Annotated in this window: 20 protein-coding genes; 2 read left to right on the top strand and 18 right to left on the bottom strand. The window is 51.0% G+C overall.

Annotated elements, in window-relative coordinates:
* Window positions 1–194: 194 nt before the first annotated feature.
* Together EXU85_RS24765 and EXU85_RS24760 are read left to right on the top strand one after the other, a co-directional pair.
* Entirely contained in the window at window positions 195–743 is a 549-nt protein-coding gene (locus EXU85_RS24765; RefSeq protein WP_142774658.1) for an RNA polymerase sigma factor, read from the top strand.
* 534 nt (window positions 744–1277) lie between these two features.
* Window positions 1278–1637, top strand: coding sequence for a hypothetical protein (locus EXU85_RS24760; protein WP_142774657.1), 360 nt, complete (start codon window positions 1278–1280; stop codon window positions 1635–1637).
* Window positions 1638–1771: 134 nt separating this feature from the next.
* Here the strand turns inward: EXU85_RS24760 and EXU85_RS24755 are convergent, their stop codons facing one another.
* The 18 genes from EXU85_RS24755 to EXU85_RS24670 form a co-directional block, all read right to left on the bottom strand.
* Window positions 1772–2560: a glucosamine-6-phosphate deaminase gene (locus EXU85_RS24755; protein ID WP_142774656.1), complete on the bottom strand. Its 789-nt coding sequence runs from the start codon at window positions 2558–2560 to the stop codon at window positions 1772–1774.
* A gap of 106 nt (window positions 2561–2666) precedes the next feature.
* On the bottom strand, window positions 2667–3854 hold the full coding sequence (gene nagA, locus EXU85_RS24750; protein ID WP_142776823.1) for an N-acetylglucosamine-6-phosphate deacetylase: 1188 nt from the start codon (window positions 3852–3854) through the stop codon (window positions 2667–2669).
* 2 nt (window positions 3855–3856) lie between these two features.
* A complete protein-coding gene (locus tag EXU85_RS24745) occupies window positions 3857–5179 on the bottom strand; it encodes a sugar MFS transporter (RefSeq protein WP_142774655.1) in 1323 nt (440 codons plus the stop codon).
* 174 nt (window positions 5180–5353) lie between these two features.
* The gene (locus tag EXU85_RS24740) at window positions 5354–6718 is read right to left on the bottom strand and encodes a Gfo/Idh/MocA family protein (protein WP_142774654.1); all 1365 of its coding nucleotides are present in this window, start codon (window positions 6716–6718) and stop codon (window positions 5354–5356) included.
* Between the two features lie 127 nt (window positions 6719–6845).
* The gene (locus EXU85_RS24735) at window positions 6846–7217 is read right to left on the bottom strand and encodes a high-potential iron-sulfur protein (protein ID WP_142774653.1); all 372 of its coding nucleotides are present in this window, start codon (window positions 7215–7217) and stop codon (window positions 6846–6848) included.
* A 207-nt stretch (window positions 7218–7424) separates the two neighbouring features.
* The gene (locus EXU85_RS24730) at window positions 7425–9491 is read right to left on the bottom strand and encodes a PVC-type heme-binding CxxCH protein (protein ID WP_142774652.1); all 2067 of its coding nucleotides are present in this window, start codon (window positions 9489–9491) and stop codon (window positions 7425–7427) included.
* A 171-nt stretch (window positions 9492–9662) separates the two neighbouring features.
* Window positions 9663–10967: a hypothetical protein gene (locus EXU85_RS24725; RefSeq protein WP_142774651.1), complete on the bottom strand. Its 1305-nt coding sequence runs from the start codon at window positions 10965–10967 to the stop codon at window positions 9663–9665.
* Window positions 10968–11290: 323 nt separating this feature from the next.
* Window positions 11291–12652 (bottom strand): neutral/alkaline non-lysosomal ceramidase N-terminal domain-containing protein, encoded by a 1362-nt coding sequence (locus tag EXU85_RS24720; protein ID WP_142774650.1) that lies wholly within the window; start codon window positions 12650–12652, stop codon window positions 11291–11293.
* The gene (locus tag EXU85_RS24715; RefSeq protein WP_142774649.1) at window positions 12649–14064 is read right to left on the bottom strand and encodes a DegT/DnrJ/EryC1/StrS aminotransferase family protein; all 1416 of its coding nucleotides are present in this window, start codon (window positions 14062–14064) and stop codon (window positions 12649–12651) included. Before EXU85_RS24715 ends, EXU85_RS24720 begins: the two co-directional genes overlap by 4 nt.
* 18 nt (window positions 14065–14082) lie before the next feature.
* Window positions 14083–15084, bottom strand: a complete 1002-nt coding sequence (locus tag EXU85_RS24710) for a Gfo/Idh/MocA family protein (protein WP_142774648.1) — start codon at window positions 15082–15084, stop codon at window positions 14083–14085.
* Window positions 15085–15262: 178 nt separating this feature from the next.
* Window positions 15263–16684 carry a Gfo/Idh/MocA family protein gene (locus EXU85_RS24705; protein ID WP_142774647.1) on the bottom strand — a complete coding sequence of 474 codons (1422 nt, stop codon included), beginning with the start codon at window positions 16682–16684 and terminating at the stop codon, window positions 15263–15265.
* Between the two features lie 83 nt (window positions 16685–16767).
* Window positions 16768–17844 carry a hypothetical protein gene (locus tag EXU85_RS24700; RefSeq protein ID WP_142774646.1) on the bottom strand — a complete coding sequence of 359 codons (1077 nt, stop codon included), beginning with the start codon at window positions 17842–17844 and terminating at the stop codon, window positions 16768–16770.
* 173 nt (window positions 17845–18017) lie between these two features.
* A complete protein-coding gene (locus EXU85_RS24695; RefSeq protein WP_142774645.1) occupies window positions 18018–20084 on the bottom strand; it encodes a beta-N-acetylhexosaminidase in 2067 nt (688 codons plus the stop codon).
* A 182-nt stretch (window positions 20085–20266) separates the two neighbouring features.
* Entirely contained in the window at window positions 20267–21010 is a 744-nt protein-coding gene (locus EXU85_RS24690; protein WP_142774644.1) for an SDR family NAD(P)-dependent oxidoreductase, read from the bottom strand.
* Window positions 21011–21049: 39 nt separating this feature from the next.
* Window positions 21050–22003, bottom strand: a complete 954-nt coding sequence (locus EXU85_RS24685; RefSeq protein ID WP_142774643.1) for a dihydrodipicolinate synthase family protein — start codon at window positions 22001–22003, stop codon at window positions 21050–21052.
* Window positions 22000–22941, bottom strand: coding sequence for a DMT family transporter (locus tag EXU85_RS24680; RefSeq protein WP_142774642.1), 942 nt, complete (start codon window positions 22939–22941; stop codon window positions 22000–22002). Before EXU85_RS24680 ends, EXU85_RS24685 begins: the two co-directional genes overlap by 4 nt.
* On the bottom strand, window positions 22938–24071 hold the full coding sequence (locus tag EXU85_RS24675) for a mandelate racemase/muconate lactonizing enzyme family protein (protein WP_142774641.1): 1134 nt from the start codon (window positions 24069–24071) through the stop codon (window positions 22938–22940). The genes EXU85_RS24680 and EXU85_RS24675 overlap by 4 nt, the downstream gene beginning before the upstream one ends.
* Window positions 24068–25030, bottom strand: a complete 963-nt coding sequence (locus EXU85_RS24670) for a 3-hydroxyacyl-CoA dehydrogenase family protein (RefSeq protein WP_142774640.1) — start codon at window positions 25028–25030, stop codon at window positions 24068–24070. Before EXU85_RS24670 ends, EXU85_RS24675 begins: the two co-directional genes overlap by 4 nt.
* Window positions 25031–25033: the final 3 nt, after the last annotated feature.

Raw genomic sequence — 25033 nt, 5'->3', positions numbered from 1 at the left:
AATTCGGTAAGTTAATGCGATATATATATGATAATTTACTATGGTCACACCAATTCATGATTTATTTTAAAAAATATATATACCGTATAGTATATTTAATGTGTCTTAATTTATTGAATATGATCTAAAGTGTATTGAAGTTAATATTTGTTTATATAAATGAAATATTTTTAACTTGTACGTTATAGCTATTTATGCTCGCTTCATTAACTGACGAAGAAATGATTCGTCAATGTCTGCCTACCCAACCTAATCAATGCTTTGAGACTCTTTACAATCGCTATGTTAGCAAGGTTTACCAGCGATGCTTATCAATGACTAAAGACGCTGAGAAGGCGGAAGACTTTACACACGATATTTTCCTAAAAGTATTCGATAAACTAGATGCGTTTCAACAGCGATCAAGTTTTTCGACCTGGCTCTATTCAATTGCTTATAACTACTGTGCTGATCAACTTCGAGTAGCCAAACGTTTTAATACAACGGGTACGGAAGGCCTGGAACAGCATGTGGATGAGTCGTACGAAGCACAACTGCATGAAGAATCGATTTTGATGGTTAAGCAGGCTATGGAAACACTTTCACTCAAAGAGCGATCGTTGTTACGCTTAAAATATGAAGATGGCATGACTATTGACGAAATAGCCCAACTATATGGTATTAAACCCAGCGCAGTTAAGATGCGACTGAAGCGAAGTCGAGAGAAGGTTCAACATCTATATGCCCGACAAGCGCTGAGTTGAATAAATTAGCTATTTAATTCAGTTTATTTTTTATACTATCCAGTGGATGATCTATACATGCAATCTATGCCTGTATGTAGGTAAATAGGCCAATAGTCTTGTTTTTGATAGATAGCAAAAGCCCCGCCAGTTAGGACGGGGCTTTTGCTATCTATGGGTTTATGTGAAGAAAGGCCAGGCTGGTCTGGTAACTTATGAATGAATAACTGATATAAAAGTGATAACTTGATTTGTATCAGTAGATTTTTCAAGAGTTTATGTTATGATTGCCAGTAAATCTTATGGTTTATGCAATTTACGAAAATATAGTGGGCAATAATCAGGCCAATTAGTATCTTGCCAAAGACTGCCGTTCACTCAATATATAACCAGTGAAGCAACTACCCCGTATAATTTGGGGTCTTACCCTATAGGATAAGGTTTTTTTACAACGTGTAGGTAAACAAGGTGACTCTGATAGGGTTGCTGCTGTTTTGCCAGATTCAACCTACCATCTATCTTTGTAAGAATGAATGATCATACTAAATCTACATCATGCAATACGTTCTACGCTTTCAACTTTATGACAATCCATCCCGCCAGAGCTTCAGCCAATTGGGCACCGACAAGTTAGTGACAAAATACCCCTTGTTTCGTTATGGATTAGTTTACCGGGTCGACGATGATAATCTAATTGATAATCAACTGCCGGTTTATGTAGTTGCCAATATTACACGAATCAAACATATTCCTGATCCAACCAATCCAGGTATAAATGCTTTGTTGTTTGAAGTCTTTTTAGCCCGGCTTGAGGAGTGGGGGCAATTTGACGAAGCTGATGAGGTAAAACAGGTAAGGGAGAGTTATTGGCCGACCTATAATAGGAAGCTGGTTAGGAAGAGGCCCTTGGTCTGATACAGACAATCAGATGCTTAAGGTGTCTTACTTTTTCAGCATCGCAGATGTGCTTAGCCTAAAAAGTCCAGCTTCTCTACTAGTCGGGTAGATTCGGTTTTAGTGTACAGTGGCCATAACTTGATGAAAGCGAATTAATCAGTTATCTGTAGCAGCGCCCCACTATCCTGATCAATGAACAACGTTGCGTTGTCATGTTGTCGTAGTATAGTTGAGGGATAGTCTTCTGAAATAGCATCCGTCAGGGTATGGTGAATCGCTTCTGCTTTGTGAGCGGCTGGCACCATACAAAAAATGGCGGGTGCTTTTACCAGAGCCGGAATAGTGAGCGTGAGAGCGTATTCGGGTACCTGCTCCAGGCTGGCAAAACAGCCGTCATGAACCTGCTGCCAGCGGCTGGTCAGGTCCAAACCCACTTTTTTTACGAGCACCGGGTCGCCAAAGCGAGCCACGTGGGGATCGTTGAACGCGATATGGCAATTTTCACCAATGCCCATGCAAACGATATCGGTGGGGTACGCATGAAGTAGCGCTTCGTAGCGTTTACATTCAACGTCAGGGTCATTATTGCCGTCGATGTAATAGATCGCGTTCAGCGGTACTTTATCGAACAGGCCATTTTTCAGGAAGTTGCCAAACCGTTGTGGAGCGTCGTCGGGCAGGCCAATGTATTCATCCATATGGAAGGCATTAACGCGCTCCCAGGCAATGCCAGGTTGGTTGGCCAGGGCATCCAGAAATTCATTTTGCGAGGGCGCAGCTGCGAATATAATGTTGACAATAGCCTGGTTTGCCTGTAAACTCAGAATGGCAGCAGCGGCCTGTTCGGCAGCGCTTTCGCCCAGACTCTGGCGATTGGCAAAGAGTTTAACCTTGAGTTTATCAACGCTGAATTCGCTGATTGGAGAAAAATTGGGGTTCATCGAGCAATCTTATAAGTTTTATGAGTGGTGTCGGTTTCTCAAAACCGACGCAAGTAGTGGCACTGAGTGTCGGTTCTCAAAACCGACACCACATTAAGCGCTAGATCTATGTCAAGTCTTCGGTCATGTAAATAATTTTGCCCTGCACCATGGTCATGCCAACCGTAAAATCCTGATCGAAGAGCACGATATCGGCATCTTTACCCTTGGCGAGCGATCCTTTTCGGTGATCGACACCCATGATGCGGGCGGGCGTTGTGCTGGCCATTCGAACCGCTTCCAGTAAGGGGACATCGGCTAGCTGCACCATATTTCGGACAAGGCGATTCATGGTGGCCACGCTACCGGCAAAGGCGGTTCGGTCGGGTAGTTTGGCCACCCCATCTTCCACAATGACCTTCAGTCCGTTTTTTAGTGAGCCTAAGGTGCTTTCGCCTTCGGGCATGCCAGCCGCTCGCATGGCATCGGTGATCAATGCAGTTCGGTCGGCTCCCTTGATTTTATAGACCAGTTTGAGCAGTGGGGGCGGCAAATGGATGCCATCGCCAATGATTTCAACATCCAGATCCAGTAAGAAAGCGCTTTCAATCACACCCGCATACCGAAACGCATTCCGGCGTGTTACTCCCGACATGGCCGAATACAAGTGGGTTACCAGCGAGTAGCCGTTTTCGTAAGCCATAAGCACATCATCATAAAGCGCATCGGTATGGGCAATAGCCACCAGAATTCCTTTCTGCCGAAGTCGTTGCCCGAACGGAATCGCTCCTTCCAGTTCCGGGGCCGCACTCCAGCGCACAATTGAGGAGGAGTGACTCAGAATTTCTTCGTACTCATCTGGATCGGGGTTTCGGATGTAGCGAGGGTCCTGAGCTCCCCGCTGACTAAGCGCAAAATAAGGCCCTTCCAGATGCATCCCCAGAAACGAAGCTCCTTGCGTGTTGCTCCGGTTTGCCTGTTCGTACACGTCCAGGGTTTGCAGAAGGTCTTCTTTCTCCGCTGTTAGGGTAGTGGGAACCAGCGCCGTAGTGCCGTAGCGAGCGTGCAGTTCGGCAATTTTTAGAAACGCTTCTTTGGTACTATCCATAAAGTCGAAACCTCCGCCACCGTGTACATGAATATCGATGAAACCGGGGGCAACAAACTGGCCTTGTGCATCTATTTCGATAGCGTCGGGAACATCGACTGCGCCCTCATGGATACCCATAATCTGACCGTTGTCAATGACTACTGTTCCATTCCTGATCGTTCGGAAGGGCGTCAACACGGTGCCGTTTACTATTTTTTGCCGCATAATCAGAGACTCCATCGTTTTACTTTATGCCCGTATACGGCGTAGTAGACCAGATACAGGTAGCAGGGAAAAAGTACCCAGTAGGCCGTATGAACCGTGTACAGGTCAGCAAAATAGCCGTAAAAAAGCGGCATGATGGCATTCCCACACAAGCCCATAATTAGAATAGAAGCCCCGAGTTTGGTAAAGCGGCCCAGTCCATCCAAGGCCAGCGGCCATAAACCGGCCCATACCAGCGAATTAGCCAGGCCCAGCAATACCACGAACCAGATGGATATATCGGCGGTATGTCCCAGAAACGTTACCGTTCCATTTGTAAAAATGATAAGTAAGGTGAAGGCTGTTCCCAGTAAAGTACAGATGCGTAAGGCGTTCACCTGGCTGATAAATCGGGGAATAGTAATAATGCCGATAGTATAGCCACAAATAGTGCAGAACAGGGTATACGACGGAAAGGTCTTGGCCTTCAGCAGGTCGATCCCCATTGAATTGGCGTAGCCAATAATCGTGTCGATGGCGATAACCTGCGTGCCTACATGCAGGAAAATAGCGAAAGCGCCCAGAATCAGATGCGGAAACTGGAGGATGCTGGTCTTCCCGGCATTGGCGGTTGCCACATCCGGCGTTTCGTGCTCTGTGTCGATTTCGGGTAGGGGAGACCGGTACACCAGATAACCCAGCACAAACAGAAACGTGCCTAACACTGCATAGGGCGGAATAACGCGCCGAACCAGTTCGTCAAGGGCCGCTCCCCGCTGGTCGGCGCTCATGGTGCTTAACTGGGCGAACAGATCGGTATCGGTTGGACGCAGAATGACGGCGGCAAAAATCAACGGAGACAGAATTCCCGCGGCTTTGTTGCAGATACCCATCATGCTGATGCGTTGAGCAGCCCGCTCTTTGGGTCCCAGAATGGTGATGTAGGGGTTAGTAGCCGTCTGCAAAATGGCCAGGCCAATCCCAATCGTAAACAAACCCATCAGAAACACCGCGTAGGTTCGGGTCATGGCGGCCGGGATGAAAATAAACGCGCCCATCGCCATCGCCCAGAATCCAAACATCATCCCTTTTTTGAAGCCGACTGCTTTCAACAGATAAGAAGCCGGAACCGACATGATGAAGTACGCAATGTAGAACGCAAACGCCACCAGATAGGCCTGAAAACTGGTCAACTCGCAGGCGATCTTGAAGTAGGGAATCAGGATGGAGTTTACCCACGAAATGAAACCGAAGATAAAGAACATGAGCCCGATCAGGAAAATCGAAATCGTGGTTTCCCGCTTGTTTAAGCTGTTGACGTCAATAGCTAGTGTGTTTGTTTCCATCCTGTTTTGATTTTTTTGAGTGGAGTCGGGTACTTATACCCGACTCGGGGAGGTTTTGAGAAACCTCCTTAAAAAAACGTACATAAAGGTTTCTTAAAACCTTTATGTGGCAGGTATTAGTACCTGACACCACTGCCCAATCGCGGGTTTCCATCACACGGTGGGCCATTTGCGCTACAGCGTTGGTTCCCAGCCTTTTTCGTACTCGCGTTGCCAGAATTTAGCGGCTGCTTTATTATTCAGGATATGCCCGTTGGCTGGGTCAATATCCAGGGCATCGCCGGAACGGAGGGCGATGTTCCCCAACTGGCAAAGCAGCGTGCTCTGGTGCCCACCCACAATGCCCGACGCCAGGGGCGCACCGGTCTTGATTGCTTCTACGAAGTTTTGTAAGTGCGTGGCATCCAGTGCCTGCGACGGGTTCATTTTATTGCGCGGGTCGATGGGCATGTCATTCTTGACCTCTTTAATCAGTTTATTGTCGAGGTCGAAGATTTTGTAGGCGTTGCCGCCCCCGTATTGGAGGGAACCCGTTTCGCCATAGAACGTAACGCCCACATCACTGCCTTCAACCGTTCGGCCATTGCAGCTTCGGCCTTCCCAGGTCATGGCTGTATTGTTGGTAAATGTCAGGTTGATGACTTGGGTGTCAGGGGCTTCCCAGTCGTCTTTGTATCGGTAGCGACCACCCAGCGACGTTACTTTGTTGGGGTATTCGACATCGAGTCCCCAACGCATCAGGTCGAGCATGTGGGTGCCGTTGTTCAGGGCTTCGCCCGTTCCCCAGTGCCAGAACCAGTGCCAGTTGTAATGGATGACGTTGTCTTTGTAGGCGCGACGGGGAGCGGGCCCCTGCCACAAGTCATAGTTCAGCCAGGTGGGTACGGGCACGGTTTTGCCGATTCCAATGGTTGCCCGGTTGTTCGTGTACCAGCCTTTGGCGAAATAGGGTCGGCCGATGGCTCCGTTTTTGATATCCTGAATGGCCAGCTTCACATTGGGCCACGAACGCCGTTGGTTGCCCATCTGGATCACATTCTTGTGCTTTGCCGCTACAGCCACCAGCAGTTCACCTTCGTGTGGATTGTGGCTGCATGGTTTTTCGAGATACACATGCTTGCCTGCTTTCGAGGCCAGAATAGCCGCTGGGGCGTGCCAATGGTCGGGGGCGGCAATGACGAGGGCATCCATGTCCTTATCTTCGAGCGCCTTTCTGAAATCGGGCTGATTTTTGGGCTTCGACTTCTGAATGCCGTCTACGGTTGTGATACATTTGTCAGCCGACCGCGTGTCAACATCGCAAATCGTCACCACGTCACAGTTGGGTTGTAACGCAAAGTTGCTCGACAAGGCCAGTCCACGGCTGTTGACGCCCATGACACCAACCTTCACTTTTTCATTGGCCCCCAAAATTCGCCCGTAACTTTTTGGGCTAAAGCCCGGCAAAATACCCCCAACCGACAAAGCTGCGGTACCGATAATCGTCTTTTTGACAAAATCCCGCCGGGAGTTGGTGTTGCTTTCTGTGTTTTTTATCATTGATAGAACGCTGATTTTTAGGATCGATATGATTGAAGAATGAGTTTAGAAAGTAAAGACATCAGGCCTTTGATAAATCATAACCGATCTTTATAAGTAGGCTGGTCAGCCGGTTCGGTGCTAGTATTTATTTGCCTTGAGGAGCCCAATACGTACAATAACCCGTTGTGTAAACCGGTCCTTTAAACAGCATACACGAACCACAGGTTTGACCCTCTTTGGGCGGAAGCCACAGATTACAGTTGCCGCACTTCGATTCCGGCCGGGGGGATTGATTCACGTAACCCAGCTTTTTTCGTGTTTTCAGGTCGGCTTCGCTGACAACCGAAAAGTCAGTACAGGGGTCAACGGCCGTCTTTTTCTCCTCATGCTCTGAAGTCGTTTTTGATTGGCACCTACTCAGCACCAGCGATAGCCCTAAAGCCGCCGATCCCGAAAAAATGGACTTACCAATGAATTGCCGTCGGGAATAGTGTTGCTGTTTGTTGTCTGGGTTCATTCGTCTGTTCTATTTTTTAGTCTCGCTTGTTCTCGCTTGGCTTCGCCGAGTGAGGGCTATTTTTTAACGGCCTCTGGCCGGTGTGATTAGGCATAATGTCCAAAACGGGCCAGAGGCCCTTGAAAGAATAGCCCTCACTCGGCGTAGCCAAGCGAGAACGAGGGCCAGACGAGAACGTGCGGAGCCTGTATCTCTTTCTTAATCCCCCTACTTCACGGCAACCGATTTAGCGTCTGCCATACGTTTCAACCGGGCGTCAACAGGTACACCGGCGGCTTTTAACCCATTAGTCAAACCCGTTAATGCGATCTGCTGCCAATGTGGTTGATTGTCGAATAAGGTTGCGCATTGAACCGCTTCGTCCTTGCGATTCCGGGAGCCAATCACGAAGGCTAAATCTGTCAGGAGTGTGTCTTTTTCGGGCGTTATTGATTTGAAATAGCCGCTATTGCCCACCAGTTGGTGCACCAATTCCAGCGAGGAACCCGCTTCTGAACTTAAGACGGCTGTTCGAAACCAGCTGTCTTTTCCATACTTTCCCAAAATACCCGCCAACGCAGGAGCGACTTGCTGGGCTGGAAATTGACCCAGACTTAATCCTGCCTGAAATGCTACCGGGGCCGATGGATCGCTGGCTTTTTCGATAATCTGGGGTAGGGAGGTCGGGAAACGCTCGGCCATCATCAGTCCATAAGCGCGAATAGCAGGCTGAGCATCCTGCATCGCCTGGTTTACCAGGCTGACATCCAGGGCATTCAGGCCTTCCAGTACAAAAAACGCGTGCAGGCGGGCTCGTGCGTCGGTGTTTTTGGTGAATAGGTCTTTTAACGCTGGAATGACGGATTTATCCTGTTTTTCGAGGAGAAGCCGTTGGGCCTGTAATCGCCACCATTGGTTCGGATGGGCCAGTAAGGCCACGAGTTCTGCACTGGTTTTGCTTCTCAGTTTAGGCTGTATTACGGCTGGTTTGCTGGTTTTCGCGGCAATCCGATAGATACGTCCCAGCTTGCTGCCGTTCATAAAATCCATATCCTCCTTTAGATCTTCCGGGATGGCGGTAGGCGTTTCGATGTGTTGCCTATACATGTCGATCACGTACAAGGACCCATCGGGACCGACGGTAAAATTGGCGGGCCGGAACCAGGGGTCGGTTGAGGCTAGAAACTCGTGCTCTTTCTCTCCGTTGCTGCGTTGCGCTGCGAATTTGGGGCTATTGGGCAAGCGTTTCAGTACATCGCGGTGGATGAGATTACCCGCGACTTCGCCCGTGAAGATCGACCCATAATAGTCCTTAGGTAAAGCGTCTCCACCGTAAAACGTACCGCCCGATGCGCCGGTGAAATGGTCGTCGGCGTATTCGTGTCGGTCACTGAGTTTAGCTTCCTCAAACTGCTGATTCCGGCGTTTTGTGCGCTCCTGTCGCCAGTAGGGTGCAGGCGTTTCCTGAAACATAATCGGGTCGTGGTCAGAAATGTTGAGGGTTGGCTCGACGGAGGGCAGGTGTTTGTGCCGATACAGGTAGCGCGCCGGAATGGGGGCCTGCTGAACATGCATACTGTTTTCGGTGAAGAACCGATTGCCCCAGTCGTCGATAGCCAGCCCAAACTGCCCCGAACTTGACTCAATTTCAAACTGACCCCGATCCAGCCGAAACCGGAAGTCGCCCCCTTTTACCGAAACGGGCTTTGCGTTAGGGTTTCGGGTGAATCGGATTTCGCCCTCCCGGCCCGTATTGGACGCGTAAATCCAGTTATCGACGCTGAACCGGAGATTAGTGATCTGCGCTTCGGAGTTGTCCGCAAAAAAACCGGTGAACAGGATTTCCTTTATATCCGCCCGATGGTCGCCCGTGGTGTCTTTGAGGAATAGTATGTTGGGGGCCGCCGTCACCAGCAAGCCGCCCTGCCAGGGTAAAATACTGGTGGCTTCGGAAAGGTGATCGGCAAAGACCGTTGCCGAATCCATGCGGCCATCGCCATTGGTATCCGTCAGCATACGAATGGCCCCACCCAGCGAGCCGTCTTCAGGCTTGGCTGGATAATCGGGCATTTCGACCACGAATACGTTACCGTCTTCGTCAAACACCATTTCGACCGGGTCCAGTACCTGCGGTTCGGCGGCAAAGACCGAAACGGCCAGCCTGTCGTCACTTAGTTTAAAACTCTGAAGTGCTTCTTCGGGCGTGAGGGCATCTTTATAATGCGAGCAGGAAGCGCATAACCCTGTAGCCAGAATAAATGCGGCCATCCTAAATCGGTTGTTGATCGAAGTCATGTTGACAGTTGACTAGGTATTGGACAAGCTTAATCTAAATGATTATCGACACAGATTGTGCCTATTTTTTTTCGACAGGATTACAGGATTAACAGGATTTTACAATTGATAATCATCGTGTTAATCCTGTAATCCTGTCGAAAAACAAACTTGTCCTGGGTCTGTTGATTACTAAAACACAGCCGGAATTTTGACCAAATCCTGGATTTCATGCCCGTTATGGTCAAAACGGGCGAGCGTATACACCGAGCCATCTGCGCCGATCGCAATCGAATTGACGTATGTCGGACGAGAGCCATCGGCGTAAAAAATAGGCCCGTGATCGGTATAGGTCTGGCTCGGCATATGGAAGGTGATGAGGTGAAGGTTTTCGAGTCCTTTAGCCGCTCCCTTCGCAATCTGATCGGCACCTTTCAGACGTTTGCCATCCTGATAAATTGGGCCACCCGTGAGGTAATAAATCGTCTCCTGATCCGGGCCCGGCTGAAAACCCAGGTACCCATAACTGAACTGATCGAACATCCCACTCTTCCGCGACGGCTCCGAGGTTAACCGCACCACCAACTCAATCCGTTGCCGACGGGGATCGAATTTGAACAGATACCCCGAATTGCCATGAATGCCATACGCTACTTCGTCGGGGGCGTACCAGAAAATTTTGCGCCAGTTATAACCCATACTACCGGGATGCGTTGGGTCGTAGCGGCCAAAATAATCGAGTCGCAAGTCAACGTCGGGAATTTTTTGAAGGCTTTCCCGACCGGGTTGATAGCTGAAAATATCCCCTTCGGAGGTGGAGAAATAAACGGCTCCATCGCGTGGGTCAACGAACATGGATCGGCATAACACCCGGTAGTCATCGCCCGGAATACCCGCTTCGCCCTTCTCCGAAACAAGCCCGATTGTGTTGAGGGTATTGGCCTTGATGTCGTACTGAATGAAGTAGCCCAGCGGCCAGGTAATGCCGTACAGATACCCGCGCTCTTTGTCGATGGTCATCGTTAAAATGCCTTCGCCTTCGGGTGCCAGGGCCAGATTTTTAAATGTGCCGGTGGTCAGGTCGTAGGAAACGAAATGGCCGCCGGGGTAGAGGTTCTTTCCATCGGGTGCGTTTTGGGGCAATCGCTCCATGCCGTCGATCATCTCATACACGCCAATGTGTGTGGCGAAATACAGCTTGCCATTGCTTTCATAAAACCGGACGTGACTTTTACCCTGCGGAATGGCATTGGCGTCGGTTTCGCCACAAATTTCCGTTAAGTCCGCCAGCCATTTGGTACTGTCGGTTGCGGGATCATACACGTAAAACTGGCCCCCCTGCTCGTAAGATTCTGAGCAGAGCACGTAATAGATTTTGCCGTTACTGGCGGCCGTAATGGCATTGTAGGTATCATGCGCCAACGCAAAACCTGAATAGTAAGGCGTTGCAATTAGCGAGGAGGATTCGAGTATGTCGGTTTCGTTGACTGGGTTCATTGGCCGTTTTTTGTTAGTGGTGTCGGATTCCCGTGGTTCCCGTGGTGTCGGATTCTTAAATCCGACACACAGAGGTTTCTCAAAACCTCGTGTTAGCATGTCAGTAGGTTTTGAGAAACCTTCCAGTTCTCGCTTGGCTACGCCGAGTGAGGTCTATTCCTTCAAGGGCCTCTGGCCCGTTTTTGATGTTATTATAATCACACCGGCCAGAGGCCGTTAAAAAAATAGCCCTCACTCGGCGAAGCCAAGCGAGAACGGAGGGTCAGTTTTGAGAACCTGACCTCACGGCAGTAGCTGATTTTTCGACAAGGCTTCCATAAATATTACTTCAGCTTCTGCATGCCAATCTGATTGGCCAGCCGGTTTATTTCCTGGTCAATCAGGTTCGGTACGTTTGGTGCCCAGATACTTGGTAGGCCGTAGACCATTTGCGAGGAAGCGCCTTCGTAACCACCTTCCTGCAAAATGGTGGTTGAGGGAATGTAACCCATTACATCGTTGGAATAGCCCATCACGAAACTATCCTGCCCGAAGCGTTTCTTACAGTCGAGGGCGTACTGGATAACAAGTTCGCCACCAAAACTCAGGATGGACTGGTTGCCCAATTGCCAGATCTGCATGGGGTAAGGGTAACTCCTGACAAACGGTTTGCCCTGCTTCGTTTCGGCCAGCATCCGCGTCGCCCAGCGTTTCAGGTATCCGTCGTTTTCCTGGATGGTCTTCGTCAATTCCGCTTCGGAGGGTGGAGCGGAAAGGGGTAGGTCAATTTCTGAATAGGCCGTACGAAGCTGCGCGCTCAGGTTCCGCATGGGTTCATCAAGGACCCGGTCGACGGCTGCGGCCAGCTCCCGCCCATACTGCCGGGCGAGGGGTATGGTACGGCGGGGTAGCGGATTCTGATCGCCAGCGGCACCCTGAAAAAACAATGCCGTTACACCGGGATGGGCTTTCTCCAACTCCAGTTGCGCAAAGCCCGCGTAATCGCCCGACCATTGGTACAAATCCAGCACCGTAGGGTGGCAGGCGTACCCAAACACAATGGTTTTGAGTTTACCCCTGGCATCAACAACCTTGATGACCGGAACGGCATAGTCGTTCGGGCCTTTCAGTTCGGTTTGTTCCAGCAGGGCACCTTCTTTGTTGTTTCGCCGATTTATCTGAAAGCGCGTAACCCCGTTTTGGGAGAATAGCGCAACGGGTTCCAGCTTCTGGAACGCCTGACCAACCAGGGTCACGATCTGCGCTTCCAGCCATCGGGAGTACCGGTTAATTTTAGCCTGCTCGGTCGCATCGAGGGGGTAAATGTCCTGTAGCGCGTTATCCAGCACGGGCCCCGAATGGGTATGTGAGCTGTTGAGAATGATCTGGGCTTTGGAGAGACCAAACTGGCTGTTCAGGCGTTCGCGAATACGATCCGACATGGCTTTGGGAAAGCCGAGCATATCGGTGGTGACCAGAACGGCCCGCTTGCCCGTTTCATCTTCCAATGCCAGCGCTTTAGCCCATAAATCGTGGATTTTGCCGTCGGCAGCGTGGGTACGGGAGGCATAACCCGCCTGCCATTGCGGTTCTTTGGGCGTGATGACCACGCTGGCAGTACCCGCTTTCCAGCCCGTAGCCGAGGCCGGGACATTGATCAAAGCCCCAAGCCATGCCAGCCAGACAAACCTCAATACGTTTCTCATTTCTGACTCAGGAGTTTATCGGCGTGGGTGTAAATTTTCTCGATGGCGTTGGCAATTTCATCCATGTCGGCCTGACTGCCCAGCAGCATATTCTGGGTAAACCAGACGGCCTCTTCATTACAAAGCCGGTCGTTTTGCGGGCAGTGGTTCCGCTCAACGTAGCTGTTGAAATTCAGCATCGCCTTGGGATACATCTTCTGAAAATTTTTCGATTGGAACGCGTCGTTGAGGTAGGGCATGTTATTCAGCGTAGCGTATCCTTTCGAGCAGGGAACTCCCTCCGCCGTAAGTGCCTTCATAAACACCTCGCGCGATAAACCTTTGAAGGCTTCTTTCTTGTACCGGAAGGGGAAAAGGTGGAAAGCCGCCCGGGTTACATCGTCGTAGAGTTTATAGGGGACAATGCCCGGAATATTCTTAATCCTGGCTTTCAAATAAGCCGCATTCGTGTTTCGGGTGGTTGTTTCGGCATCAAGCCGCTTTAACTGCGCCAGTCCAATAGCCGCCTGATACTCGGTTAACCGAAGTTTTGTGCCCTGAATGAGCGTGCCAGCCCCAATCACGCCCGACACCATGCCGTAGGGATTTCCGTAGTTATGATACGAGAAACAGCGATCCATAAAGGCATCATCATTGCTCACAATAGCTCCGCCTTCACCAATGGCTAAGTTCTTGGAATTCTGGAAGCTAAAGCAGCCGGCATGCCCGAAGGTGCCCACTTTCTGGTGATTGATCTCCGCCAGATGCGCCTGGCAGGCATCCTCGATCACGACTAGATTGTGTTTTTTCGCAATGGCCAGAATCTTGGGCATGTTGGCGGGTAAGCCCAGAATATGCACTGGAATAATCGCCTTCGTCCGAGGGGTGATCTTTGCTTCAATCTTAGCCGGGTCGATCTGGAACGTTTCTGGGTCAACATCCACGAATATGGGCATGGCACCTGTCGCCAAAACGGGAGCTACCGTTCCAATAAACGTATAGGGCGGTACCAGCACTTCATCGCCCCCGCGAATATCCAGTTGCGCCAATGCCGCCATGATAGCGTTGGTTCCATTCACAACCGCCAGTGAGCGTTTGACGCCCAGAGCCGCGGCCCATTTGGCTTCAAACTCACTCACCACGTTGCCCCTTGACCAGATGCCACTACGGATCACCTCCAGCAACTGCTTTTCGTCCTGTTCGGGTTTCCAGAGGGGCCAGGTTGGCCATTGGGCGGTTCGAACGGGTTTGCCGCCCAATAAGGCCGGGGGCGCTGCTACCGAAAACGGACCCGGTTTTATATCCGTTTTCGGTGCCGTTTCGGGGGGGAGGGCTGGAATATTTGTGAGTGCTGAAGGCGTCAGGAGGGCACCCAGACCCGTTAACGAGTTTCGCTTTAAAAACTCCCTTCTTGAAACATTGGAATGCGACATGATCTTGAGTTTTTGAGGTTATTTCTTCGCTTTCGCCAGTACACTTTCGAGGGTAACGGCAACACCCCCGCGACGCTTGCTTTCATCCGCTGCTTCCATAAAGGCAAAAATCTCGATGGTTTCTTCGGGTGTAACGGGCACCTCTCCTGTCTCGTAATAGGTAATAATGTCCTGCAAAAGCGGTTCATAACCACCGTAGGGGCCTAGTACAAGATTGCCCGTTTGGGTAAACACCGTACCGCCGTAATCGTGCTTGCCCGTGCGGGTACCGCGAACGGTGCCAACGCGCCCATCGGCCCAGGTGCCTACAATAATGTCGGTGCCGTCGGTATGCACGCGAACCACCTGTTTGCAGCCCGTGCCCATAACGGTGTAAAGCGTTTCAACTCCATGAATGCCGTACCAGTAAAAATCGGGATGGGTCTTTTCGAGAACGGCGGGACTAAACGTATCGGCCCCCACGACCTTGCTTTTGTCTACTTTTTCAATGCCTTTGATGTGCCGAAGCGACGAGGCCGAAAACAGGGGAATGTTGTATTTTTTAGAAGCTTCGAAAATGGCGATGGCATCGGCTAACGAAGCCGCAACGGGTTTGTCGATAAACACGCGTTTGCCTGCCTTCAATACCTGCAAGGCCTGTTCCAGATGCAGCCGACCATCGTTGGTTTCCAGCAACACCACGTCAACTTTTTTAAGTAAGTCGCTGATGGAGCTGACGATTTCGACGTTCTGCTTTTTTACTTCTTCCGTGTAGGCCGGAACGCGCGAGGTGCTACTCTCGATATCTTTACTGCCCTGCGGATAAGCCACCACGACTTTATAGCCCAGGAAACTGGCATTGGCATCCGGGCCGTTGAGGGCCTTGACAAAGGCTGTACTGTGCGAGGTATCCAGCCCAATAATACCCACCCGTTTGCCGGTTGCCACCGTTGGTCTGGCCCGGAGCAGCGTAGGGGCCAGCAGCAAAGCCGCGCAACTTTGGGATGTCTGTTTCAAAAATGTTCGTCGACTGGTAGTCATGGATTTAGGATATTAAAACTTGTGGTGGTGTCGGGTTTAAGAACCCGACACGTGAGGTTTCTCAAAACCTCCTCTATTATAAATAGTATTCACGAGGTTTTGAGAAACCTCGCGAGTCAGGTTTAAGAACCTGACACCACTGGAACCTGCCCGACATCACTGTTATCACCAAGGAAACCTACACTTTTGCCTGTGTATTTCCACCCTTGGTCATCGAAATGTCGACGGGTGTGTTCTTTTGCCAGGAACCGCCGGTAAAATCGGGCACATCAATCGAATTGGACCGATGGGCTACCGACCAGGCACTTAAGGGCCCAGCCGAACTCCACAAGGCCGCGTCATATACATCCTGATCGAGCGGAAGACCGTTTCGAAGGCAGTCGATCGTACGCCAGTCCATCAGGAAATCCATGCCGCCATGACCGCCCACGTTCTTGGCCACTTCGCCCATTTTCTTCACGATGGGGGGCATGTATTTTTCTTCAAGGGCTTTGATCTCCTTCTCGCTCATCCACTCGTGACCTGTGGAATAGCGGGCGGGTTCGGGGTATTTTAGCGCTACCCCTTTGGTGCCGCTAACCAGTTGAATACGTGAATACGGCCGGGGGGACGATACGTCGTACTGCACCATGATCGTCTTCCCCTTTTTGGTTCGGATGGTGGTCGTACTCATGTTGCCGTTGTAGGGCTTTCCGGCGTAGGGTTTGTAGAAGTCGTCCTTGGCAGCTAGTTCTTTGGCCATGTTACCCAGCACAAAATCATTACTAGACATCGAGACCAGATAATCCATCTGATCGCCCCGGTTGATGTTCAGCACCTGACAGATGGGCCCCAGTCCGTGGGTAGGGTAGAGGTTACCGGTACGTTTGTACATTTCATCCAACTCCCACATCTGGTAGAAGTGCTCTTTTGAGAAGACCAGTTCCTGTAGATTGTGAATATACGCCCCTTCGCAATGGGCTATTTCCCCGAAGAAACCGTGCCGCGCCATGTTCAGCGTTAGCAACTCCGTGAAGTCGTAGCAGCAGTTTTCGGTCATCATGCAGTGCTTTTTGGTGCGCTCCGATGTTTCGACCAGTTGCCAGCACTCTTCGAGGGTTTTAGCCGCTGGGACTTCCACACAAACGTGCTTGCCATGATTCATGGAAAACACCGCAATGGGCGTGTGCAAGGCCCAGGGCGTCACGATGTAAATGAGGTCGAGGTCGGTTCGTTCGCAGAGTTTTTTCCAGGCATCGGCACTACCCGAATAGAGCTGTGGGCGGTGGCCATTGGCTTCTATTTTCTTGAGTGCCAGGTTCACCCGCTCCGGCCGAAGGTCGCACAGGGCTTTAATCTCAACACCTTCGATTTTATTCATCCGCTCCACGGCCCCCATGCCCCGGTTCCCGATCCCCACAAATCCAATGCGAACAACATCGAGCTTCGGGGCCGCATACCCACTCATGTTAAAAACCTGCGGAGGGGTTCTAGTGGCCTGTTCGCCAATGACTTCCAGTTCTTCAGGCGTTGTTGCGTAGGCGGCAAAGGGGCTGGCGGCTACCAGGCTCAAACCGCTGAGTCCTGCCGTTTTTAAGAAATTTCTTCGCGTGTTTTCCATAAAACATAATTTATAATGGATAATGTAAAATGGATAATTGGGGATAAACAGACTGCTTGTACTCCATTACTCATTATCCATTATTAATTAAATAATGCCTCACCCAAAAAGGCGGGCGTATACCCCTTATCGGTAGCCCATTTCACCGCTGTTAGAATGCGATCCCGGAAGTCGGGTTGATAGGCTTCGTAAAAGGGGTAGAAATATTGTTCGTGAACGAGTAAATCGACAAAAGGCGGCAGGCCCGATGGCTGGTTCGCGTAGTTATCCAGGAATGGAACAATGTCGGGTAACTCTGTTTTGTCGATGACGATACTGCTCCGAATGAAAGTGATGTCTTCCTGATTATCGTGCCAGACAAACCGTTTTTTCATGTGCCGTCGTTGCTCCACGTTGAGGTAGTACGAAACGGGGGGCAACTCATCATCGACGTTGAAATAGCCCAATTGCCCGATGTAGCCCGCGTCGCGCAGGGCCCGCGAGCCTTCAACCGTAGCTTCTCCCCAATGCAGCGTTGTTACGGGACCCATCACAGCCTCGCCCGCAAATCGTAGAATCTGCTCTTTTACGATGGCGCAATCGTGCTTCACCTGCTCATAGCCAGCCTGCTGGTAGGGTCGGTCAGGGAATTCACCCCAGGCATGGAAACTCAGTCGAAGCCAATCGGCATTCGCCTGCCATTCTGCCTTGAAACGGTCGGGAAACTGCGATAGGTTGAAGCCCTCCGTCTGGTAAAAAAGGTTGAGGTGAATTTTAGTGCCGTAGGTGGTATGAACCTGCTTCAAAAATCCCAGATAGGGATTATCGAACAGCGACTGATAGTTGTCTTTCTGTTGATAAATATCCCGCAGAAACCAGATGTTATCGTCGATCGACAGGCGATAGTGGCTCGCAAAATTCGGTAGCCAGTACACCTGAATCGACTTAGTCTCGGCGGTGGTGCAGTCGTGAACGGTAATCGTATTGGCATACTGATTCAACCGCACTTTCCCCGAAAAGACGCCCTGCTTATAACTCGTCCCGATTCCATTGATGGTTAGATAATGAGACGAGGGCGCGGACACCTGTATATCAATTTCCAAGCCATCAGCTGTTGTCACACCATCACGGGCATGCAGCATATCGCCATCAATAGGGTTTAAGAACTGGATATTGTTCATGGTGGTTGACTAGATAATAGAGCTATTTAGGCTATTTTACCCCTAAATCCCCTGAAGGGGACTTTGTCTAAGTGTGAGCTAAGTCCCCTTCAGGGGATTCAGGGGTAAAATGGGCTGGAGCAACTAGATACTGATCTAAAGGCAATTCATAAAAATCAGCGTTCCATTTTTTGTTAAAAGTCGGGGGTAAAGAGCAGTTCAAAGGATTTCAGGGGTTCAGTCTTCTTCTGAATCTTATAGTCCAGTAGTTTCAGATGCAGCTTTCGCCAGAGCCCAAAATCGACATCGAAGCGTCCCAGCATGGTATTTAGTCGGTACGGCATATTCTCCGAGAGCCAGGCCTGTGCATAGGCTTGCTTGAGTTCACCCGTTTCGTCCATGGCATCGACCAGCAGGCTGTGGCAGGGATACGTCAGATCATAGAATACGTAATCATCCTTCTTTTGGGCCATCATTCCATCGTTCCAGCGATCTGTAATGGCTTTGGCCCACAAAAACCGACTGGCCGAATAGTTGATCAGCCGGGCCGATACCAGCATCGACTGAATGAAACTGGTGTCGGCTGGACTTGCCGCCTGAAGCGCACTGATAAGCCGTGCCTGTGCTTCCTCCGTGTGCGTACGAACCTGCTCAAAATCGGCCTTGTGTTCGTTGGTGTTGGCCAGATAATAGGCCGAAAATGGATTCGACCAGCTTTCCACGAGGGTGCCCCGAGGTAGGCTTTGGGTGTTCTTGCCCAGGCACTTTTCGAGGTACTGACCGGCCGTTGCGATATGGTCGAAAGCGGCCTGCATATCCTGCGCTAGGGCCGGGTAAACGACCGCGCTATAGTGTCCGGCAAAGGTGGTCTTATCGGGCACAGTGCCCTGCCAGGCCGCAATGCAGCCATAGGCCATAAACAGCCAGGAAGCCCGAACAAAGGGTTCGACAGAATCGGTCCAGACGGAAGTGATAAAGCCGAGCGTGTTGTGCTGAAGGCCCGCTTTCAGGCAGAGGTTTATGTTTTCGTAGGTATAGTTGGCAGAGGGGTAAATATGCCCCCAGCCCGAAACGGCGGGTTGAATAAAAAACGGTTTCTTTTCCTTCAGAACTGGATTTAAGTAGTTGTTGATAGCGGTTGTATCGGGCGAATATTCCCAGATAACCGGGATGACATCTTTGGGAAATTTGGCTAGAATATTCGGGTAAAACGCGTTCATATCCGTCCAGGCCAACAGCGTTTTACCGTACTGTTTGAACTCGTTGCTCACGAAACTGAGCTGCTGGATATACAGGGATTCGGGGTCCAGTTTTGTGGGAGACGAACCGGCCAGCCGCTTGGTTTCCCAGGTTTCGTCGAAGCCGACATGAATGAACGGACTCTGGAACAACGTTGTGTATTGCTTGATCCAGTTTTTCAGCAGGGTTTGCACGGCCGGATTACGTGGGTCCATTTCATGGCCGTAGTGACCGATGGCCAGCGACGCGTATTTCTCGTTGCGAATCAGCTCATGCAGGTGTCCGTAGAAATTGACGAACGGAATCACATCCATGTGCCGCTCGCGGGCGTAGGCAATGATCGTTTTGATTTGCGCCTGCGAATAATTCGCCTTGTAATTCAGCGTCGAATAGCCGTCCAGTTGAATGCTAACCTCGTTGTAGAAGTAATATTGGTTGGTTTTCCAGCGGGCCAAAAAGTCGATCTGCTTTTTGATTTCATCGACCGTCAGCAATCCGCCATGCGCAAAATCCATCATTACGCCCCGGTAAGCCAGTTTGGGCTGGTCGCTGATCGTGACGAGAGGAAGCGAGGCCTTCGTACCCTCGCCCTGAATCAATTGCCGAATCGTTTGTACGGCGTAGTACAGTCCCGTTGAGGTTTGGGCGGTAATGTCGATGCCTTTTTGGGTGATGGTCAGCGTGTAGTGCTCGCGGGTATTTCCGTTGGTAGCCTCGTTGGTGCCCGGTAATTCCTGACCGGCTGATTTAACCGAATACCGAATAGTTGATGCCGTTGCCGATGGGCTCACCAGTACGGGTTTTCCACTGCGTTCAGCAAGTAATTTCCTAAGCTGACTCAGCGCAAAGACGACATCGGCTGTTGCGTTGGACGGTACGTACACCGTCAGGTTCTGGACAGGCAATTCCCCCTGCCCGTAGTAAATGGACTGCGGTGCTGGCAGCAATACAGGACGTTGCTGCGCCGAAACTGCGCCTAGCCAGGAAAAAACGATAATACAACTGATCCAGAAGTTTTTCATGATGTCTGGTTAGCTGGCGCGAGCATTGGCTCGTGTCCATAATTTCGTCAGTATTTACTGACGCATGTATAGAATTGTCAAGGCGTCAGTAAATACTGACGAAATTGTGGACACGAGCCAATGCTCGCGCCAGGCCAGGATAATATGGGCACGAGCAATTGCCCGTGCCATATTGAACCAACCTAATATGTGGCCCGTCCCCCCGATAAATCGAAGGTGAAACCGGTAGTGAAACTGTTCTTGGGCGATACGATGTAAGCGGCCAGGTTAGCGGCTTCATCGAGTGTACCACAACGTTTCATTGGAATTTTATCGGTCATGTACTTAACCTGTACCTCGGGCATGGCATCGACCAGGGGCGTTTGAATCACCGCCGGGGCCAGCGCGTTGACCGTGATGCCTTTCTCGGCGTACTCTTTCCCCTGCACCTTCGCCATGCAGATCACGGCGGCTTTCGAGGCTGAATAGGCCAGCATACCGGCGTTCCCTTCTTTGCCCGCAATAGAGGCAATGTGCAGGATGCGCCCGTAACTGCGGGCCAGCATGAACGGCAATACCGCTTTGGAGGTGTAGAAACTGCTCATGAAGTTGACTTCAAACACCTTGTGCAGGTTTTCGCTGCTCACCTCATGGCTTTGTACGTTTGTGACGCCCGTAATGCCGACGCAATTGATGAGGGCGTCAATCTTGCCAAACTGTTCCTGCACCTGCGAAACCGCCTGTGCTACCCGAGCTTCATCGGTAATGTCGATGCCGATGAGCAAGGCATCCGGGCCATATTTTTCAAACGCCTGCTGTAAAGCTGTTTCGTTAAAATCGAGCAGGCCAACCTGTGCCCCTTCGGTCAGTAGTTTGTGTGCGATGGACAACCCAATGCCGGATGCGGCTCCGGTAATTAGTACAACCTGTCCACTAAATTCTCCCATGATACGTTTTCGTTTTTGTCTAAATCGATGGGGATAAGCTTAATAAAGGCTGTTCTCTACCGGCCGGATGGCGTACTTTTCGTCGTTGACGATGTCGAGGATGCGCTGGTTTAGCTCCTTGATGTAGCTGATCGATGACGGATCGGGAATATAGGCAGCTTTTCGGGCGATACTGTTGCTCAAAACGCCACGGGCAACCAACAGTTCTTTTTCGGCATAATGGAACAATTCCATGTTTTGCAACGAGAAGAATATCTGCGGCATCACCCGCTCAAACAGTTCGAACGCTTTGGTATCTTCTCCGCTGGAACGCAGGCTGAAAATCTTTTGCAGAATATCGGCGACGGCCAGTCCCGGCATAACTCCGCGGATACCAATGGGCACCAGTTCGAGCATGTACAAGCCGCCCCAGCCTTCGAACAGGCCGATTTTGTCGTTCGTGGCCTGAATGATCTGCTCGAACTTGGGCGCACACAGGGGTTCTTCCAGCTTCAGGTATTTGAAGTTCGGATTCTCGTCCATCAGCTCTTTGATGAACCCTACGCTGATCGACGAACCGCCGGGGTTGAAGTCCTGAATCAGAACGGGCGTGTTCGGAATCGACTGTAAAAACTCCGACAGATAGGCTTTCAGGGAGTTTTCGGGTAAGCTGAAAATTCGGGGAACCGCCAGCGAAATAACGTCGGCACCGGCCTGCACGTTAGCCTGCGCCAGTTTGATGGCAACTTTCAGCGAGGGGTGGTTCGACTGAGCGACGATTTTCAACCGACCCGCAGCCCGTTCTACCGCCACCCGAACAACCTGTAATTTTTCGTCGTCGGTGAGTTTGTAAAATTCGCTGGCGTAGGCGGGCAGGCAAACGGCCTTGATACCACCGTCGATGGCAAAGTCAATTAAACTACGGAGCGCGTCTTCGTCGATCTCCTCATTTTCGGTGAATGGTGTTGGAATGATGGGTACTACGCCAAACAGTTCGTTGTCTGTGTTAGTCATAACTTTGCCGGTTCTTGATTGATATTAGCTACTTTTTTTTGTTGTACTTTACTATCGACGATCGATAAAATAAGGGTTGAGACGAGCACAAGCACACCGCCAATGATGGCCTGTTGGTTCAGGGTTTCGCCGAGCCAGATGGCGGCAATGGGTAAGCCCATGAACGTAATGAGGTAGTTGGATAAAGCAACCTGCGTGGCATCCAGATTCTTCAACGCCTTAAAAAACAGGAGCATCGACAGAAAATTATGAAAGAGTGTGAGCGAGATCATCCCGATCCAGGTGTTGGTGGTAAAGGCGGGGATTTTAGAAAACATCTCGGGCTCGTAATACAGCACAAGTGGCGTCAGCAGGATGGACATGACCAGATAGGTGTAAAAAACCATCTCCATTTCGGTGTACTGGCTCGATACTTTTTTACATCCCACGTTGTAGTACGCATTGCCCAGAATGGCCAGGAAAATGAGCCCATTGCCCAGGGCATAGCGCGAGCTTAAGTCTACCCGTTTAATGTCGTCGGTTGAGCAGAGGGCCACCCCAATAATCGCAATGGCGAAGCTGATCCAGCGGGCAGTGTTCATCTTCTCTTTCAGAATCAGGAAGGCGAAAACGGCCGTAATGACGGGCAGGGTCATGACCAGAATAGCTGCGTTGCTGGCCAGTGAATACTGTGTTCCCCAGGTCATCAGTACCTGCGACGGGAACGCGCCCAGAGCTGCCAACTGCACGAAAATCAGGATATCCTTCAGCTTCTTGCCGCCCTTTCGGAAATCCCGGATCACGAACGGAGCCAGGAAAATCGTGGCTAGCAGCATGGGTGCCCAGACGGTAAAATACGGGCCAACCTGATCCTGGGTCAGCTTGATACTGGTGAAATGAAAGGCCCAGATCAGGTTGCAGAAAAACAGGATGGCCCACGACTGAATCGACTTATTCATAAGCTGCTGAGTAAAAATTGATTCGTTTTGTAGGTATCCAGGGCGGTGTAATCCAGTTCGATACCCAGTCCCGCGCCGGTTGGAACCAAAGCTGCGCCATTCTCGAATCGGATAGGTTCCGTAATCAGGTCGTCGGTGCGGACCAGTTCGCCGAACAAATCAGAAGGGATTGTGCAGTTGATGCTGGCTGCGGCAATGTGCAGGCCCATCGTTTCTGAAATCCCTAAATCCACTTCCGAACCCCGCCAGCAGGCTTTGCCCTCCAGATGGGCGATTTCGGCCAGTAGCACCGAGTTGTAAGCCGATCCATTAAAGTTGTATCCATCGACCGCATCGGCCCGGACAAAGGCGATCATGTCGCGGATGTCCTGCGTGTAGGGCAGTGAAATATGCCGATACATGGGCATGCCGAGCGTCTCGCGCAGGTACTTGAACCCGGCTACATCGGCGTGCAAAATGGGATCTTCCAGTCCCAGCATGACGGTTTTGTCGACGCCCTCCATTAACCGGAGGGTTGTCTCGACATCGGTCCAGCGCTGGTTTGGGTCGAGCAGGATTTTGATACCGTCCCCGCATTTGTCCCGAATGGCTTCCGTCCAAAGCCGAACGGGATCTTCGTCGGAACACTTGAATTTGAACGCCTTATGGCCCTTTTGCATGGCATCATAGGCTTTCTGGGCGGCATCTTCGGGGGTGCGTCGCCCGGTCCAGCCGAAGCAGTCGATCCGGTTGCGGTATGCCCCGCCGAGGAGTTGGGACACGGGTACGTTCAACAACTTGCCCACTACGTCCAGCACCGCCGACTCGAAGGCTTCATAAATCCGCTGGTCGGTAACGGGCAGTCGGCGCCAGTTCAGTTTCAGTACATCCTGTCCGACCAATTCCTGCATGGCCCGGTGGAGTATTGCGCCTGAGGCACTGCGGTAAGTCTCGCCAATACCAATCAGGCCATTGGCGAGTGTGAGTTCAATGATCCATTTGGGTTGATTGGCGAACTCGGTCCACCGCTCACCCGTCAGGAATTTTTTGGCAAAGGCCGAATCTTTGTCGACCACCTCATCGGAGTTCAGGCTGCCCGGTTTGGCCGGTACAATCACTTCGGTGGCCTTTATGGATTGAATGCGTGTCATTGGGCGTCCTCGGAGGAAGTGGGTGTATGTTTTTGGGCGAGTTTCCGGATGTCGTAGCTGAAATCAATGAATTTCTCTTCCCAATCTTTGGCTGACTCGGGTGTATAAGGGTAAAACCCTTGTGCATTCTGTACACCTTTCGCCCCCGACGCCACCAGGTCTTCCATCAGTTTCGGCGTTTCGGTGCTGTTGCTGAGTTCGGGAAAGAGGTCTTTCATGACGGTCAGGTAAGCCGGAATGCCGGTGAGATCCATGAACCGAAACGGCCCGGCGAAGGTGATCCAGTAACCCAGGTCGTTCCGAAGCGAGCGGTCCACATCCTCAATAGTGGCGTAACCATTCTCGACCAGATTGAAGGACTCCCGGAGCATGGCGTACATAATCCGGTTGGTAATAAATCCCCGTATATCTTTCTTCAGCAACGAGGGTTCCTTGCCCCAGCTTTCGGCCAGCGCAACGATCTCGTAGGCATAGGTTAGATCGGAATCTTTTCCGCAGATGACCTCCATGAATCGCGTAATGTGCGCCGGTTCTGCCCAGTGGATGCCCAACAGCCGCTCGGGATGTTTGAGTCCGCTTTGTAACACCGATACCGGAATGGCCGATGTGTTACTACCGATGATAGCGGTAGGCGAGAGGACGGTTTCCAGGCGCTGATACAGGCTTTTCTTCTCATCGATGTTTTCGGTAATCGACTCAATCACAACGGTATGGTTGCTTAACAACGAGACATCGTCGGTGATGGTCAGGCGCTCAATAATCGTTTCGGGTGTGTCGATTAGCAACCCTTCCTGTTCCAGTTGGCGCAGATAACCCAGGATACGAACCCGCGCTTCATCGGCGGTCTCGATCTCTTTAATCAGCGATGTAACCGCGTGACCAGCCGCCAGAATACAGGTAGCGATACTGCTACCCATTAAGCCGAGTCCTACGGTGCCGATGCGTATTTTCGATGTCATAAC

The organism is Spirosoma sp. KCTC 42546, assembly GCF_006965485.1.
Taxonomy (GTDB): Bacteria; Bacteroidota; Bacteroidia; order Cytophagales; family Spirosomataceae; genus Spirosoma.
This window is presented reverse-complemented; position numbering and strand designations above follow the sequence as displayed.

Bases quoted from the DNA above. Each gene is read 5' to 3' on its own strand.
- EXU85_RS24740 (WP_142774654.1), bottom strand. From the start codon at position 6,718: ATGATAAAAAACACAGAAAGCAACACCAACTCCCGGCGGGATTTTGTC.
- EXU85_RS24695 (WP_142774645.1), bottom strand. From the start codon at position 20,084: ATGAAAAACTTCTGGATCAGTTGTATTATCGTTTTTTCCTGGCTAGGC.
- EXU85_RS24745 (WP_142774655.1), bottom strand. From the start codon at position 5,179: ATGGAAACAAACACACTAGCTATTGACGTCAACAGCTTAAACAAGCGG.
- EXU85_RS24700 (WP_142774646.1), bottom strand. From the start codon at position 17,844: ATGAACAATATCCAGTTCTTAAACCCTATTGATGGCGATATGCTGCAT.
- EXU85_RS24735 (WP_142774653.1), bottom strand. From the start codon at position 7,217: ATGAACCCAGACAACAAACAGCAACACTATTCCCGACGGCAATTCATT.
- nagA (WP_142776823.1), bottom strand. From the start codon at position 3,854: ATGCGGCAAAAAATAGTAAACGGCACCGTGTTGACGCCCTTCCGAACG.
- EXU85_RS24680 (WP_142774642.1), bottom strand. From the start codon at position 22,941: ATGAATAAGTCGATTCAGTCGTGGGCCATCCTGTTTTTCTGCAACCTG.
- EXU85_RS24760 (WP_142774657.1), top strand. From the start codon at position 1,278: ATGCAATACGTTCTACGCTTTCAACTTTATGACAATCCATCCCGCCAG.
- EXU85_RS24715 (WP_142774649.1), bottom strand. From the start codon at position 14,064: ATGTCGCATTCCAATGTTTCAAGAAGGGAGTTTTTAAAGCGAAACTCG.
- EXU85_RS24765 (WP_142774658.1), top strand. From the start codon at position 195: ATGCTCGCTTCATTAACTGACGAAGAAATGATTCGTCAATGTCTGCCT.
- EXU85_RS24755 (WP_142774656.1), bottom strand. From the start codon at position 2,560: ATGAACCCCAATTTTTCTCCAATCAGCGAATTCAGCGTTGATAAACTC.
- EXU85_RS24685 (WP_142774643.1), bottom strand. From the start codon at position 22,003: ATGACTAACACAGACAACGAACTGTTTGGCGTAGTACCCATCATTCCA.
- EXU85_RS24670 (WP_142774640.1), bottom strand. From the start codon at position 25,030: ATGACATCGAAAATACGCATCGGCACCGTAGGACTCGGCTTAATGGGT.
- EXU85_RS24730 (WP_142774652.1), bottom strand. From the start codon at position 9,491: ATGACTTCGATCAACAACCGATTTAGGATGGCCGCATTTATTCTGGCT.
- EXU85_RS24690 (WP_142774644.1), bottom strand. From the start codon at position 21,010: ATGGGAGAATTTAGTGGACAGGTTGTACTAATTACCGGAGCCGCATCC.
- EXU85_RS24675 (WP_142774641.1), bottom strand. From the start codon at position 24,071: ATGACACGCATTCAATCCATAAAGGCCACCGAAGTGATTGTACCGGCC.
- EXU85_RS24705 (WP_142774647.1), bottom strand. From the start codon at position 16,684: ATGGAAAACACGCGAAGAAATTTCTTAAAAACGGCAGGACTCAGCGGT.
- EXU85_RS24725 (WP_142774651.1), bottom strand. From the start codon at position 10,967: ATGAACCCAGTCAACGAAACCGACATACTCGAATCCTCCTCGCTAATT.
- EXU85_RS24720 (WP_142774650.1), bottom strand. From the start codon at position 12,652: ATGAGAAACGTATTGAGGTTTGTCTGGCTGGCATGGCTTGGGGCTTTG.
- EXU85_RS24710 (WP_142774648.1), bottom strand. From the start codon at position 15,084: ATGACTACCAGTCGACGAACATTTTTGAAACAGACATCCCAAAGTTGC.